Annotated in this window: 12 protein-coding genes; 5 read left to right on the top strand and 7 right to left on the bottom strand. The window is 60.1% G+C overall.

Annotated features, from left to right (window positions below; translation table 11 throughout):
* Positions 1-504 precede the first annotated feature (504 nt).
* Positions 505-1,716, top strand: coding sequence for a multidrug effflux MFS transporter (locus INS80_RS13620; protein ID WP_192966154.1), 1,212 nt, complete (start codon positions 505-507; stop codon positions 1,714-1,716).
* A gap of 78 nt (positions 1,717-1,794) precedes the next feature.
* The gene (locus tag INS80_RS13615) at positions 1,795-3,183 is read left to right on the top strand and encodes a helix-turn-helix domain-containing protein (protein ID WP_192966153.1); all 1,389 of its coding nucleotides are present in this window, start codon (positions 1,795-1,797) and stop codon (positions 3,181-3,183) included.
* Between the two features lie 72 nt (positions 3,184-3,255).
* Here INS80_RS13615 and INS80_RS13610 read toward each other — a convergent pair whose 3' ends face one another.
* The 5 genes from INS80_RS13610 to betC form a co-directional block, all read right to left on the bottom strand.
* On the bottom strand, positions 3,256-3,495 hold the full coding sequence (locus INS80_RS13610) for an HP1242/YdcH family protein (protein WP_192966152.1): 240 nt from the start codon (positions 3,493-3,495) through the stop codon (positions 3,256-3,258).
* 126 nt (positions 3,496-3,621) lie between these two features.
* Complete coding sequence (locus INS80_RS13605; RefSeq protein ID WP_192966151.1) at positions 3,622-4,410, bottom strand: hypothetical protein; 789 nt, start codon at positions 4,408-4,410, stop codon at positions 3,622-3,624.
* Between the two features lie 99 nt (positions 4,411-4,509).
* A complete protein-coding gene (gene betA / locus INS80_RS13600) occupies positions 4,510-6,165 on the bottom strand; it encodes a choline dehydrogenase (RefSeq protein WP_192966150.1) in 1,656 nt (551 codons plus the stop codon).
* A 111-nt stretch (positions 6,166-6,276) separates the two neighbouring features.
* The gene (betB, locus tag INS80_RS13595; RefSeq protein ID WP_192966149.1) at positions 6,277-7,734 is read right to left on the bottom strand and encodes a betaine-aldehyde dehydrogenase; all 1,458 of its coding nucleotides are present in this window, start codon (positions 7,732-7,734) and stop codon (positions 6,277-6,279) included.
* A 26-nt stretch (positions 7,735-7,760) separates the two neighbouring features.
* The gene (gene betC, locus INS80_RS13590) at positions 7,761-9,269 is read right to left on the bottom strand and encodes a choline-sulfatase (RefSeq protein ID WP_192966148.1); all 1,509 of its coding nucleotides are present in this window, start codon (positions 9,267-9,269) and stop codon (positions 7,761-7,763) included.
* A gap of 182 nt (positions 9,270-9,451) precedes the next feature.
* On the opposite strand from betC, the gene betI reads away from it, so the two are divergent.
* The gene (gene betI, locus INS80_RS13585; protein ID WP_192966147.1) at positions 9,452-10,027 is read left to right on the top strand and encodes a choline-binding transcriptional repressor BetI; all 576 of its coding nucleotides are present in this window, start codon (positions 9,452-9,454) and stop codon (positions 10,025-10,027) included.
* Between the two features lie 18 nt (positions 10,028-10,045).
* Here the strand turns inward: betI and INS80_RS13580 are convergent, their stop codons facing one another.
* On the bottom strand, positions 10,046-10,966 hold the full coding sequence (locus INS80_RS13580; RefSeq protein ID WP_255430530.1) for a DMT family transporter: 921 nt from the start codon (positions 10,964-10,966) through the stop codon (positions 10,046-10,048).
* A 93-nt stretch (positions 10,967-11,059) separates the two neighbouring features.
* Positions 11,060-11,662: a LysE/ArgO family amino acid transporter gene (locus INS80_RS13575; RefSeq protein WP_192966146.1), complete on the bottom strand. Its 603-nt coding sequence runs from the start codon at positions 11,660-11,662 to the stop codon at positions 11,060-11,062.
* A gap of 99 nt (positions 11,663-11,761) precedes the next feature.
* On the opposite strand from INS80_RS13575, the gene INS80_RS13570 reads away from it, so the two are divergent.
* Together INS80_RS13570 and INS80_RS13565 are read left to right on the top strand one after the other, a co-directional pair.
* On the top strand, positions 11,762-12,646 hold the full coding sequence (locus INS80_RS13570) for a LysR family transcriptional regulator ArgP (protein ID WP_192966145.1): 885 nt from the start codon (positions 11,762-11,764) through the stop codon (positions 12,644-12,646).
* Positions 12,647-12,721: 75 nt separating this feature from the next.
* On the top strand, positions 12,722-13,741 hold the full coding sequence (locus INS80_RS13565; protein ID WP_192966144.1) for a DUF1036 domain-containing protein: 1,020 nt from the start codon (positions 12,722-12,724) through the stop codon (positions 13,739-13,741).
* Positions 13,742-13,803: the final 62 nt, after the last annotated feature.

Genomic DNA, 13,803 nt, shown 5'->3' with positions numbered 1-13,803 from the left:
CTTTGCATACATGATCTGCAAGTTTGAATAATTCGCAAATTGTCGGCCTATCGTTGTGAATACGAGCTCATTTTGAAGCCAACGCATGTCGCATCTTGCTTGCTGGACTTTCGCGATCGCTGCGCGCAATTCCCGCCGCAAAGGCGGCATGTTCGCCCCAGCCCAACGCCCCCATTCAGAGACCCAAACCAGCCGGGAGCCAACCACTTGGCGGTGTTTGCCGACTTGGGTAAAGGCCCGGCGCCGGAGGCGAGCGGGACGACAAATCCGTGATCGCCGAACAGTGACCCGCCCTACACTCGCTGCGCTCGCCTGCAGCAGGAGCTAGGGTGTGATTTGCAAGCGCGCATGGACAGCCAACTGTTGCCCCAATGTCCGGCCCTGATCTCAGCGACAGCCCGACAGATTGAACACAACGCCGCACTGAAACCTGACCTAGAGCGCACATAGCTGTGTGGAATTGTGCTGATGGACAAGGCGGCAAGGCTGCATTAGATCCTTGCCATGACAACTAAATCCGGCGGCACCGCGCCTACATTTTCACCACCCCATATTGGCACGCTGATCCTTCTGGCCGGGATCTCAGCCCTCGCGATGAATGTCTTTCTGCCCTCCCTTCCGGGGATGGCGGCCTATTTCGAAGTGGACTATCGCCTGATGCAGCTCTCTGTAGCACTGTATCTGGGCGTGAACGCTGTCGTGCAAATCCTTGTCGGTCCGATATCGGACAAAATGGGTCGCAGACCTGTCATTCTGACCAGTATCCTTCTGTTTCTGCTCGCCACCCTTGGCTGCATATTTGCCCCAAACGCCGAGGTGTTCCTGTTCTTCCGGATGGCACAGGCTGCCATTGCGGCCACCATGGTCCTGAGCCGGGCTGCGGTGCGGGACATTTACGACACCGACAAAGCGGCCAGCATGATCGGCTATGTCACCATGGGCATGGCCGTTGTACCAATGATCAGCCCCGCGATCGGCGGCGTGCTCGACCAGGCCTTTGGCTGGCAGGCAAATTTCTGGCTGCTGGTCGTCCTTGGCCTCGCCACCTATGCGCTGACCTACTTCGATTTCGGAGAGACCGCGCAAAAGAGCGGCAAAACACTGATCGCCCAGTTCCGTGAATACCCCGAGTTGTTCCGATCTCCCCGGTTCTGGGGGTATTCGCTGGCCTCCGGCCTCGCCTCCGGCGCGTTCTTTGCCTATCTGGGCGGAGCTCCTTTTGTCGGAACACAAGTCTACAATCTTGACCCAGCCGTCCTGGGTCTGTGCTTCTCCGCCCCGGCGGTCGGTTATTTCCTGGGAAATTTCGTCTCGGGCCGATACTCAACCGCGCTTGGCGTCAATCGGATGGTTCTCTGGGGATGTGTCATCAATGGCGGCGGCGTGGCCGTGTCCCTCGCTATCGCAATCGCAGGGCTGGACAACCTTTATACCTTCTTTGGCTTCATGACATTTGTTGGCATCGGCAATGGCATGGCAATCCCCAACGCGACCGCAGGCGCCATATCCGTGCGTCCGCACCTGGCGGGATCTGCATCGGGTCTCAGCGGCGCGATCATGATCGGCGGCGGCGCAGGCCTCAGCGCTATGGCTGGCTGGGTTCTGGTGCCCGGAGCAACTGCGGTTCCCCTTTTGGCCATCATGTTCGCAACTGCTATTCTGGGCCTTGTGGCAATCATACTGGTCATAAAGCGCGAGAAAGCGTTGCGCCTTTGACCTCGGCCTCTCTCGGCTTGCCGAGAGAGGTTTGCATTTATACACTAGCGGGGCGTGAGATTTGCAAAGGTACGCCCGATGGCCACCCAGAAACTTTATGCCGGCGCCAAGCTGCGCGAAATGCGGACCCGGCTTGACCTGACCCAAAAGGCCTTTGCGGCCAAGCTGGGGGTCTCCCTTCCCTATCTGAACCAGATGGAGAATAACAACCGTCCGGTGTCCACGACTGTGGTTCTCGCACTGGCTCAGGAGTTCGGGATGGACGTGACCGAGTTGAGCGCCGGTGACAGCGAACGCCTTGTCAGCGACATGCGAGAGGCCATGGCAGACCCCGTCTTTGCGGACGATCCACCGCCGCTCGCGGATCTGCGCCTCACTGCATCCAATGCCCCAGCTCTGGCGCGCGCTTTTCTCACACTGCACCGCGCCTACAGGCAAACGCATGAAAGACTTGCCTCCCTTGATGAGGCGCTCGGACGTGAGGATGCCCGCATTCAGGCCAGCCCCTGGGAGGAAGTGAGGGACTTCTTTCACTATTGCGACAACTACATCGACGCGGTGGACCGCGCCGCCGAACGGTTCGCCGGAGAGGCAGATGTTCGTATGGCCGCGCTGTCGGCACTGGAGACTGCGGGGATCACCGTGGAGATGGCCGAGATGACAGGCCTGCGCGGCTATGATGCAGCAACGAAAACGCTGCGGCTATCCGGTAGAACCGCGCCTTCAACACAGGTGTTCCAGCTTCTTTTGCAGGTCGCCTTGCTGGCACAGAACGATCTTCTGGAGGCGACGCTCGACTTTGCCCGCTTCCAGACGAGTGAGGCCCGCGCCATCGCCAAGATTGGCCTCGCCAACTACTTTTCCGGTGCAGCACTGATGCCCTATGGGCGGTTCCTGTCGGCAGCGCAGAATTGCCGTCACGACTTGGAAATTCTGGCCACGCGCTTTGGCGCCTCAATCGAGCAGGTCGCCCATCGCCTCTCGACCCTGCAGCGCCCCGGCGCCAAGGGTATTCCATTCTTCTTTGTGCGGGTAGATCAGGCCGGAACCATCACCAAGCGCCATTCAGCCACGCGCCTGCAATTTGCCCGCTTTGGTGGGGCCTGCCCCTTGTGGAACGTGCACCGGGCCTTTGAAACGCCGGGCCGCTTCCTGCGCCAGCTTGCGGAAACACCCGATGGTGTCCGCTACATCTCCTTGGCGCGGGATGTGTCGAAACCGGGTGGATCCTTTGGATCGCCTGTGCGGCGCTACGCCATTGCGCTTGGCTGCGAGGTACGTCACGCGGAAGCGCTGGTCTATGCCGACAGTCTGGATGTGACGAATGCTTCCGCCTATGAACCGATCGGCATTTCCTGTCGCATCTGCGAGCGCAAGGATTGCCACCAGAGATCTGTTCCACCCCTAGAGCGGCGGCTCAGCATCAATGCCAACGCGCGCGGCGTGCTGCCTTACGAGGTCAGTTGATCGGGCACATTCATGCAGCAAAAAGGGGCCCGCTCCGCGGACCCCACAAACCATCTAAAGAACATCAAAAGATCAGACTTTGGCCAGCATGCCCCAGATCTCATCCTTAAGGGCGGCACGCTTTTTGCGCATTTCGACCTCAGCCAGCTCCTCGACCGGCTCCACGTTCGTTTCCGCGCGATGCACGGCGCGGTTAATCTCGTGATACTCGTCCGCCAGCTTGGCAAAATGGGCGTCGGACTGCTTCAACGCGCTGATTGCAGCTACTTTGTCGGGGAATTCCTCGGCCAGTTCATGCGGTGTGTTGGACATCTGTTCGCTCCTTCTCTTCATCTGTCTTGTGGACAGTAGAACAGCCCGAACCCCCTCACTTTGACGCGGATCAAGTCGCCCGCTGAAATGCATTTTTTTCGAAGATGCGCTTGCGGTACCCAGTCGTCAGCTCTCCTCCCCGACCCGCCTCAGCAAAGCGGGTAAACCCGAGATGTCCTCGGACCTGACGCGCCGCACCGCAAGCGTCTGCACCCCATCTTTCTGCTTCCAGTAGGGTTCCAGCACATAGACAAAGAAGGTGATTTCTATGTTGTCACCTGCGATCCCCTCAAGCCCGCGGCCATTGAGGCGCACCTTTATGCTGCCGTCCTTGACAGGCACCGACAAAGACCCATCGGCGGCCGCCTCTGCATCGACTTGCAGGCTGATGGCATCCCCGTAGGTCACATCCCTGATGATGATGAACAGCTGATCCGGGTCTGCGATCGCTTCGGTGATCCCCCATTCCTCGACAAGACTGCCGCCGGTCGCCGTGTTCTTGTTCAGGTGGTCGGTGATCTTGGTGTAGACATCGTTATAGGCAACACGCGTCCCGTTCTTGATCTCGAAGGCCGAGATACTGCGCACCCAGGCATCTGCCTTGGCACGGGCCAGGCGACCGTAGGTCCCATATTCGCCGCCGATTTCCAGCCCACCCGCATAGGCCGCAACCACATCCCGCCCCCGCCCCGGAGCAGGCGGTTCAAACCCCGGAATCGTGCCGAGGAACACCAGCTCATCCTGCTTCCTGTCCCAGGCAAAAAAACTGCCCGCAGCATATCCGCCGGAGTTAATGAACCCATAGTTCGTTCGGGAAAAGTCGAGATTGACCGGCACCGTCTCTGTTGAGCCGAAACAGCCCGCCAATGTGATCGCACCGGCGGATAGCAACGCTCCCATTTGCAGCCTTCTCATGTGCCTCCCCCTAGATTGATCGCCCCTAAACGGACGTCACGATAGGAGAGTTCTACCACCATGTCACCTCTGATAGGCGAACATGGTGGTCTGTGCGGGCTATCTTTGACTGTTCTGCCAATCCGGGTGGAACCATGGCTGCGCGTTGGAGGACGGCAGGCGCCGCCCCAGGATGTGATCGGACGCCTTTTCGCCTGTCATGATCGAAGGCCCGTTGAGATTGCCATTGGTGATCCGCGGAAAGATCGAGCTGTCTGCCACGCGAAGCCCTTCGACGCCGATCACCCGGCACTCCGGGTCGACCACCGCCATCGGATCATCCACCGCGCCCATCTTGCAGGTGCCGCAGGGGTGATAGGCGCTTTCCGCATGCTCGCGGATGAACCCGTCGATTTCCTCATCCGTTTGCAGGGCATCACCGGGCTGGATCTCGTGTTTCACGAAGCGCTTCATCGCGTCCTGAGCAAAGATCTCCCGCGTGAGACGCACGCATTTTCGGAAATCTATCCAGTCCTGTTCGGTTGACATGTAATTGAAAAAGATCCGTGGATCGTCCTTGGGATCGGCCGATGTGAGCGTGACCTCTCCGCGCGAAGGCGATCGCATCGGTCCCACATGGGCCTGAAATCCGTGTCCCTCGGCCGCTGCCTGACCGTCATAGCGCACCGCGATGGGCAGGAAGTGATACTGGATGTCCGGGTAATCCACCCCTTTGTCGGACCGGATGAAGGCGGCGCTTTCGAACTGGTTGGAGGCGCCAAGACCGGTCTTTGTAAAGAGCCACTGCGCCCCGACCAGCGCCTTTCCGAACAGGTTCCAGTACTTGTAGAGCGTGATCGGCTGTTTTGAGGCGAACTGGAAATAGAACTCCAGATGGTCCTGCAGGTTTTTTCCAACTCCCGGACGGTCTGCGATCACATCAATCCCATGCTTAGCCAGGTGGGCCGCCGGACCAATCCCCGAGAGCATCAGCAGCTTGGGCGAGTTCAGCGAAGAAGCTGACAGGATTACCTCGGCATTGGCGCGGATGACCTCGACCTTGCCGCCGCGCTCGATCTCCACGCCGACGGCGCGGCCATCCTCGATCACCACCTTGCGGGCAAGGCCCCGGATCAGGTCACAGTTTTCGCGCCTCAAGGCCGGTTTCAGATAGGCATTGGCGGCTGACCAGCGCTGGCCCTTATAGACGGTCATCTCCATTGGGCCAAAGCCCTCTTGCTGCTCGCCATTATAATCGGAAGTGACCGGATAGCCCGCCTGTTGGCCAGCGGTGACAAAGGCATCATGCAGCGGATTATCGCGCGGGCCGCGCGTCACATGCAGCGGGCCGTCGGAGCCGCGCCAGTCCGGATCACCGCCATGGCCGCGGTCGTCCCAGGTCTCCATCCGTTTGAAATAGGGCAGCACATCGGCATAGGACCAGCCCGCGGCGCCGCTTTCGGCCCAGTGGTTATAGTCGCCTGCATGACCACGCACATAGACCATACCGTTGATCGAAGAGGACCCACCGATCACCTTGCCGCGCGGGGTGACCAACTGGCGGTTGTTGAGATGTGGCTCAGGCACGGATTTATAGCCCCAGTCGTAGAGCGACATGTTCATCGGATAGGACAGCGCCCCCGGCATCTGGATAAAGGGGCCCGCGTCGCTGCCGCCATGTTCAATGACCAGAACAGACTTCCCGGCCTCCGACAGGCGGTAGGCCATGGCACAGCCGGCGCTACCGGCTCCAACGATTACATAGTCAGCTCTCATCGCTTGTCTCCATCACCGGCAAAAGGCCGTAGAGGGGTTTCTTTCGCTCTCGCCACATGACTGCCCTTCCGGGCAACGGGGCGGGTGGGTGGGCGTTGACCGGAAGGGCAGTCAGAACGCCGCTTCCACATCGCCCATACGCACATAGACGGATTTGACCTGGCCGAAGTGCTTGATTGCCTCCTTGGAATTCTCCCGCCCCACGCCCGAGGCCTTTACCCCGCCAAAGGGCGCTTCGACCGGCGCGTCATTGTAAGAGTTGATAAAGCAGCTCCCGGCCTCAAGCTGGCCGATGACGCGATGGGCGCGGGTAAAGTCGCTGGTGAAGACACCGGCGGACAGGCCGAATTCCGTGTCATTGGCGCGGGCGATCACATCCGCCTCATCCTCGAAATCCAAGACCGACATGACCGGGCCAAAGATCTCTTCGCGGGCGATCACCATATCGTCGGTCACATCGGCAAAAACGGTCGGCGCGATAAAATATCCGGGCCGGTCTACGCGGGTGCCCCCGCAGATCAGCCGCGCGCCCTCTGCCTTGCCCTGCTCGATGTAGCCCAGAACGATCTCCATCTGCCGCTCGGACACCATCGGGCCAAAGTTCGTGGTCTCATCCTGCGGATCGCCCATAACCGCACCGCCAACGCGCTCGGCCAGACGCGCAAGAAACTTCTCCTTGATGTCCTTATGTACAAAGACCCGCGTGCCGTTGGAGCAGACCTGTCCGGAGGAATAGAAGTTGCCGTTGATGGCTCCGCCCACGGCATTGTCGATATCGGCATCCTCGAAAATGATCAGAGGCGATTTGCCGCCCAACTCCATGGTCACATGTTTCATACCCTCGGCCGCAGCCGCATAGACCTTTTTGCCGGTGGGCACCGACCCTGTGAGCGAGACCTTGTCGACGCGCGGATCGGTGACGAGCGCGCCGCCAACCTCTCCCATGCCCTGAATAACGTTGTAGACCCCGGCGGGCAGGCCTGCCTCATGCAGGATTTCGGCCACCTGCAGCGCGCACAGCGGTGTTGTCTCGGAGGGCTTGAACACCATCGCATTGCCGCAGGCCAGCGCGGGGGCCCCCTTCCAGCAGGCGATCTGCGTCGGATAGTTCCAGGCGCCGATCCCGACGCAAAGCCCAAGCGGCTCGCGAACCGTGTAGACCCAGTCCTCGCCCAAGGGAATGTGTTCACCGGTCAGGCTGCCTGCAAGGCCGCCGAAGTACTCCAGCGCATCGGCACCCGAGGTGGCATCTGCGATCAGCGTTTCCTGCAAAGGCTTGCCGGTGTCGTAGGTTTCCAGCACCGACAGATCATGATTGCGCTCGCGCATGATATCGGCAGCCCGGCGCAGGATGCGACCGCGCTCGGTGCCGCTCATCATGGCCCAGGTCTTTTGCGCTTCTTTGGCCGAGGCCAGCGCCCGCTCTACGATCTCGGGGGTTGCGGCATAGACGGTTGCGATCTCCTCGCCACTGGCGGCATAGGTCACCGGGATCGGAGTGCCGTTGGTGTCCTCGACGTATTCACCGTTGATGAAATGGCTGGCTTTGGGCTGTGCAGGATGTGTCATGCTCTCTACCGTTCTGAAAGGGGGTGTCATTCGCCGCGCGGGAAGCGGGCGTTTTCCTCAACCACGTTGAGGTCCATGTGATTGCGCATGTAGCGTTCCGAGGCCTTTTGCAGCGGCTGGTAGTCCCAGGGGTAATAGCCGCCCTGGCGCAGCGCCTCATAGACGACCCAGCGGCGGGCCTGGCTGGCGCGGACATCGGCGTCAAAACGCGCCAGGTCCCAGCGGGCTTCGGATTTGGCCCGCAGGCTCTGCAGGGTTCCCGCATGGGCCGGATCCTCCGCCAGATTGCGCAGCTCGTGTGGGTCTGTGTCCAGATCAAAGAGCTGATCGGGATCCAGCGCGCAGCGGTTGTACTTCCATTTGCCGTAGCGCAGAGAGACCAGCGGCGCATAGGACGCCTCGGCCGCGTATTCGATCGCCACAGGCGCGGTGCGTTCTTTGCCCTTCGCAAGGGGAACCAGGCTTTCACCGTCGGTCCAGGGTTCGATCTCTGCCAGGTCCAACCCGGCGAGCGCCCCTAAGGTTGGCGTCACATCCAATGTCGAGACCGGCGCATCAATGCGCCCTGCCGGAAGATCCGGTGCCGAGATCATCAAGGGCACGCGCGACGAGCCCTCAAAAAAGCTCATCTTGAACAACAGGCCGCGCTCGCCCAGCATGTCACCATGATCCGAGACAAACAGGATGATCGCCTCTTGCCGGGTTGTTTCCAGCACCTCGAGGATCTCGCCGATCTTGTCATCCAGGTACGAAATATTGGCGAAATAGGCCCGGCGCGAGCGGCGGATGTCGTCTTCAGTGATATCAAAGCTGCGCCAGTCGTTGGCGTCAAAGATCCGCTTGGAATGGGCGTCATGCTCGGCGTATTCCATCGCCGGAACCTCCGGCAGCAGGTGCTCGCAATCCTCGTATAGATCCCAGTATTTCTTCCGCGCGACATAGGGATCATGCGGGTGGGTAAAACTGACGGTCATCGCCCATGGCCGGTCGTCCTTGCCGCGGGCCAGATCGTACAATTTCGCCTTGGCGTGATAGGCAACCTCGTCGTCATACTCCATCTGGTTGGAGATCTCAGCCACACCTGCCCCAGTGACCGAGCCCATATTGTGATACCACCAGTCGATCCGCTCTCCGGGTTTGCGATAATCCGGCGTCCAGCCGAAATCGGCCGGGTAGATATCGGTGGTCAGGCGCTCCTCGAACCCGTGCAGCTGATCGGGGCCGACAAAATGCATCTTGCCGCTGAGACAGGTGTAATACCCAGCGCGGCGCAGGTGGTGCGCATAGGTAGGGATATCGCTGCCAAATTCGGCGGCGTTGTCGTAAACGCCGGTACGTGACGGAAGCTGCCCGGACATGAAACTGGCGCGTCCCGGCGCACAAAGCGGCGATGCAGTATAGGCATTGGCGAACCGGGTCGAGCGCGCCGCAAGTTTCTTTAGGTTGGGCGCATGCAACCACTGCGCTGGCCCATCCGGGAACAATGTTCCGTTCAACTGGTCCACCATCAGGATCAGAATGTTGGGTGCAGGCATCGGCGCTCTCCTGGGCTTCCTGTCCTGACAGGCACACCGGCGCCTGCCGCAGTTGTTAACGGGCCATTGCAGTCCCTATCACGTCCTACGAGCAAGCCAAACATTTTTTAAATCGCGATACAACTTTTAAAACCAACATAACAGCGGTTGAAACCGACGCCCATGTGCCGCAAAACTGCGACATGGGCAGAAAACGTATCCGTGACATCCGCAACGAAGAGCTGATCGAAGCCACAATCGTGGCCGTGCACAAACGCGGCTATGGTGTTGTGACAATGGCAGAGATCGCCGCCGAGGCTGGCGCATCGGCCGCATCGATCAACTATTACTTCGGCTCAAAAGAAGGGCTGATGGAAGCCACCATGCGCCACCTGTTGCGCAAGCTGAGACGGGCGATGGTCAAAGGCTACGGACAGGCGAGAACCCCCAAAGAGCGTCTTTATGCGGTGATGGATGCCAATTTCTCCGACGATCTTTTTACCGTGCCACAGTGCAGCCTATGGATGCAGTTCTGGGCCAGCGCGCCCTATTCGCCGCGCCTGTCGCGGCTGCACCGGATCAACCGCTCGCGAGTACGCAGCCACTTTCTGGCAGAGCTGCGGCGTCTGGTTCCCGAGGCCAGCGTGGAAACCGCGCGTCAGGCGCTGCAGTGCTATATGGACGGGGTCTGGCTGCAGGCCGCACAGACAGAAGGCAGCGTCGATCCCGAAGCCGCCCGCGCCGCAGCGCATCGCGTTGTGGACATGGCCCTTTCGTGAAGACGTTCTGACCGCGTCCTAGACCTTGGTGGCCGGAACCGGTGGCGTAATCGCGCGCCGTTTCAATACCGCCTCGCGCCAGGTGATAAAGCTTATTGCGCCCAAGATGAGCGCACCTCCCGAGACCACCCAGATATCCACTGCCTCGTCAAAGACCACAGCGCCCAGAAGGGTCGCCCATATCAGTTGCAGAAACGTGACTGGCTGCGTGACCGCGACCGGCGCTGCTGAGAAGGCGAGTGTCATGGTGTAATGGCCCGCAGTGGCGAAACAAGCAACACCAAACAGAATGGCCAGCTCAGCCAGCGTCGGCGTCACCCAGACCGCTATGGCAAAGGGAGCCAGCCCCGCCGTCACCCAAAGCGACAGCATCGCAACGACAACGGTTGGATTGGTCCCATCTACCGTAAACTTCACCAAGAGATAGGATCCACCAAAGGCCACGGCGGCAATCAACATTGCGATATGTCCGGGTGAAATTTCACGAAAACCGGGCCGCAGGATGATCACCGCCCCGATCAGCGCGGCGGCGATGGCCGCTATCCGGCGCATGGCCAGCTTTTCGCCCAGAAACACTGCCGCACCAAGGGTCACATAAACCGGCGCCAGGTAGTTCATCGCCGTGACTTCGGCCAAAGGTATTCGCGTCATGGCAAAAAACCACAGCATGACGCCAAGCGTGTGAAGCGCCCCGCGCCCCGCAAAAAGCCCCCAGAGCTTTGGCGTAAGCGTTGCGCGTCTTAACGCACCGATCATCGGGATCAGAAACACAAGGCCAAGCAGATAGCGAAGAAAGGCAGACTGAGCCGGAGGGATACGCCCGCCAAGGTATTTTACAAGGGCTGTGACCGCCACGAAACAAAGACCGGTGACAAGCATCCAGAAGATGCCTTTTACGGGATTATGGACTGTTTTCTCTGTCTGCTGCGGATCACTCATGATGCAAGAAAGAACACCCAAACCAAGGCGGGCACAACCCTGAACATGACAATTACTCTCAACGTCACTTCCCCTGCGCCGCCGCCCCCTGCGTCACATCAGCAACAGCTTTGCGGCGATAGCCCACATGGTTAGGCCAATGACAATCTCAAGCACCTGCCAGGACCGGGGCCGGGCAAAGACGGGCGCCAGCAAGGTCGCCCCGTATCCAAGAGAAAAGAAGAAGGCAAAACTCGCCAGCATGGCGCCCAACCCAAAGAACAGCGGCTGAGGATATTGAGCGGAAATGCTGCCCAACAGAACGACTGTATCGAGATAGACATGCGGGTTGAGCCAGGTCAGCGCCAGAACCGTGGCCAGCACAGGCAAGAGCGCCTTTGAAGTTTGACCGCTCTCTGGCTTCAGTGCCTCCCCACCGCGTCGGGCCGCCAACAGGCTACGCGCGCCATACCAGATCAGGAACCCCGCACCAGCCAACCGCATGACGAGTTCAAAACCGGGAATGGCGTCAGAAACCGCACCAACCCCCACCACACCAGCATAGATCAAGACGGCATCGGAACCCGCGCAGGTCAGACATATCCAAAACACATGCTCCTGCCGCAATCCTTGGCGCAACACAAATGCGTTCTGCGCACCAATCGCCATGATTAGGCTGAAGCCAAGCGCGAAACCGGAAACAAGGCTAGACGACATGAGAGACGATCCTGTTGCTGATCTTGATCTGTGGCTTTGACTATTTCACCGCGAGGGGATAATCCAATTAAAGGTACTTCCCCTGATTAAGATTTTCTAATGCAGCTTGCGCCCAACCAACTGGCTGCTCTGGGAGCGGTTTTACGCCATGGCTCCTTTGAGGCAGCCGCCCATGCGCTGAATGTCACACCCTCGGCTGTGTCCCAGCGGATCAAGGCCCTTGAAGACCGGATCGGCACCGTTTTGGTGAATCGTGGGCAGCCCTGCATCGGCACTGCGGCTGGGCTGCGCCTCGCCAAACACGCCGAGGATGTTGCCTTGCTTGAGGGGCAGATCGCACGCGATTTGTCATTGCCCGCGGATAGCACAGCCGCCCAGCTACGCTGCGCGATCAATGCCGATAGCCTTGCCACCTGGTTCGTCCCCGCCATGGCCGCCTGCCCCGACCTGCTGTTCGACCTGGTCATTGACGATCAGGATCACAGCGCCGACTGGCTGAGGCGCGGGGAGGTCTCTGCGGCCGTGACACATGGCAGCAAGGCGGTGACGGGCTGCGATCTTTTTGAATTGGGTGCGCTGCGGTATGTGGCCACCGCGAGCCCCGCCTACCTAGACCGCTATTTCGCGGCAGGCATCAATGTGGCAACCCTGTCGGCAGCCCCTTGTCTGATTTTCAATGCCAAGGACGCGCTGCAACGCTTCTGGATGGAGAGGCATGTCGCTCCCGGGTTGACCCCGCCTGCGCACTTCCTTCCCTCAAGCCAAGCCTTTGTGGATGCCGCCAGGGCGGGCCTCGGCTGGGGGATGAACCCACTTTCTCTCGTTGAAGAAGAGCTTGCGAGCGGCCACTTGGTCGAACTCCTCCCCGGCACTGCCTTGGACGTTCCCCTTGGCTGGCAGGTCAGCCGGGTCATGGCCCCTGCCCTTGCCCCCGTCACGCGAGCGGTCGTCGAAACTGCCCGGCAGTATCTTATCAGGAATTAACTGCGTACCGGCCTTTGCCTTGCCGCGGTGAGGCCGCCCACCTAGGCTGCGCGGACAGCTTGCGAGGAACACACCATGAAAGCCGCGGTATCGGGTCTTGCCTTTGCCATCAGTCTGCTTGCCAGCCCGGTCTTTGCGGGGTTAGAGATCTGTAATTCGTCGGGGCGCAGCCTCAGCATCGCAGTCGGCTATGCCGAAGGCAAAAGCTGGATTTCCAAGGGCTGGTGGAACATTGACCATGGCGACTGCCAGGAGCCTGTGCGCGGCGATCTGCAAAACCGGTACTACTATTACCTCGCCACCGATGCAGGCGCGCCGTTTGCCAGCGGCGATTACGCCTTCTGCACCACGCCGGATGTCTTTACCATTCACGGTGACGAGAACTGCGCAGCCCGGGGATATGACAGCACCGGGTTCCGGCAGCTCGATACCGGCGAGACGGCGCGCCATTTCACCCTGACGCTGGTAGACGATGCGGCAGCGCCGCCACCCGCGACGCCTCCGGGCACGGCGGAGCCGGCCGACAGGGCGACCCCCGGCACCCATGGGGAGCCTTATGCCGATGCAGCCATCATGCAGGGCTGCAGCTATGAAGGACAGCGCGTCTGCAACTTCCACGCCTCAGGCACCGCCTTCTACGTCACCGAAGACTGGCGCACGCCCTCCGCTCTTTTTGACCTGATGCAGCAGCTGTCACCCGGCACGCCGATTTTTGTCGACGGCGACATCGTGGACTTCTATGACCGCACGGCCGACGTTGTGCTGCGCAACGTCACTACGCGCCCCTGGACGATAAACGACAATATTCTCAATACCCTGCAGGGCACCTGGTATTCGGTTGATGACCCGAGCGCCCGCTTCAATGTCCTCGGCGCTGAACTCGACAACAGCTATGATGACCAGTTCACCAGCCGCGAATACATCGCGATATGGGACAGCTGTGGCACGTTCGAGGGCGGCGGCCCCTACCTGTGGACCTTGGAAGAGGAAACCGGCGATACCGCTTGCTATGCGATTGAGCAGATCACCGATCTGGAACTTGAGCTGATGTATCTGCCGCGCGGCAACATTCTGCGCTATCGCAGTCTGGACTAAGGACCCGCGACATAGGAAAAGGCCCGCACATTGGCGGGCCTATCTTCATTTCCGCAGTGCGT

Source organism: Phycobacter azelaicus, assembly GCF_014884385.1.
GTDB classification, from domain to species: Bacteria; Pseudomonadota; Alphaproteobacteria; order Rhodobacterales; family Rhodobacteraceae; genus Phycobacter; species Phycobacter azelaicus.
This window is presented reverse-complemented; position numbering and strand designations above follow the sequence as displayed.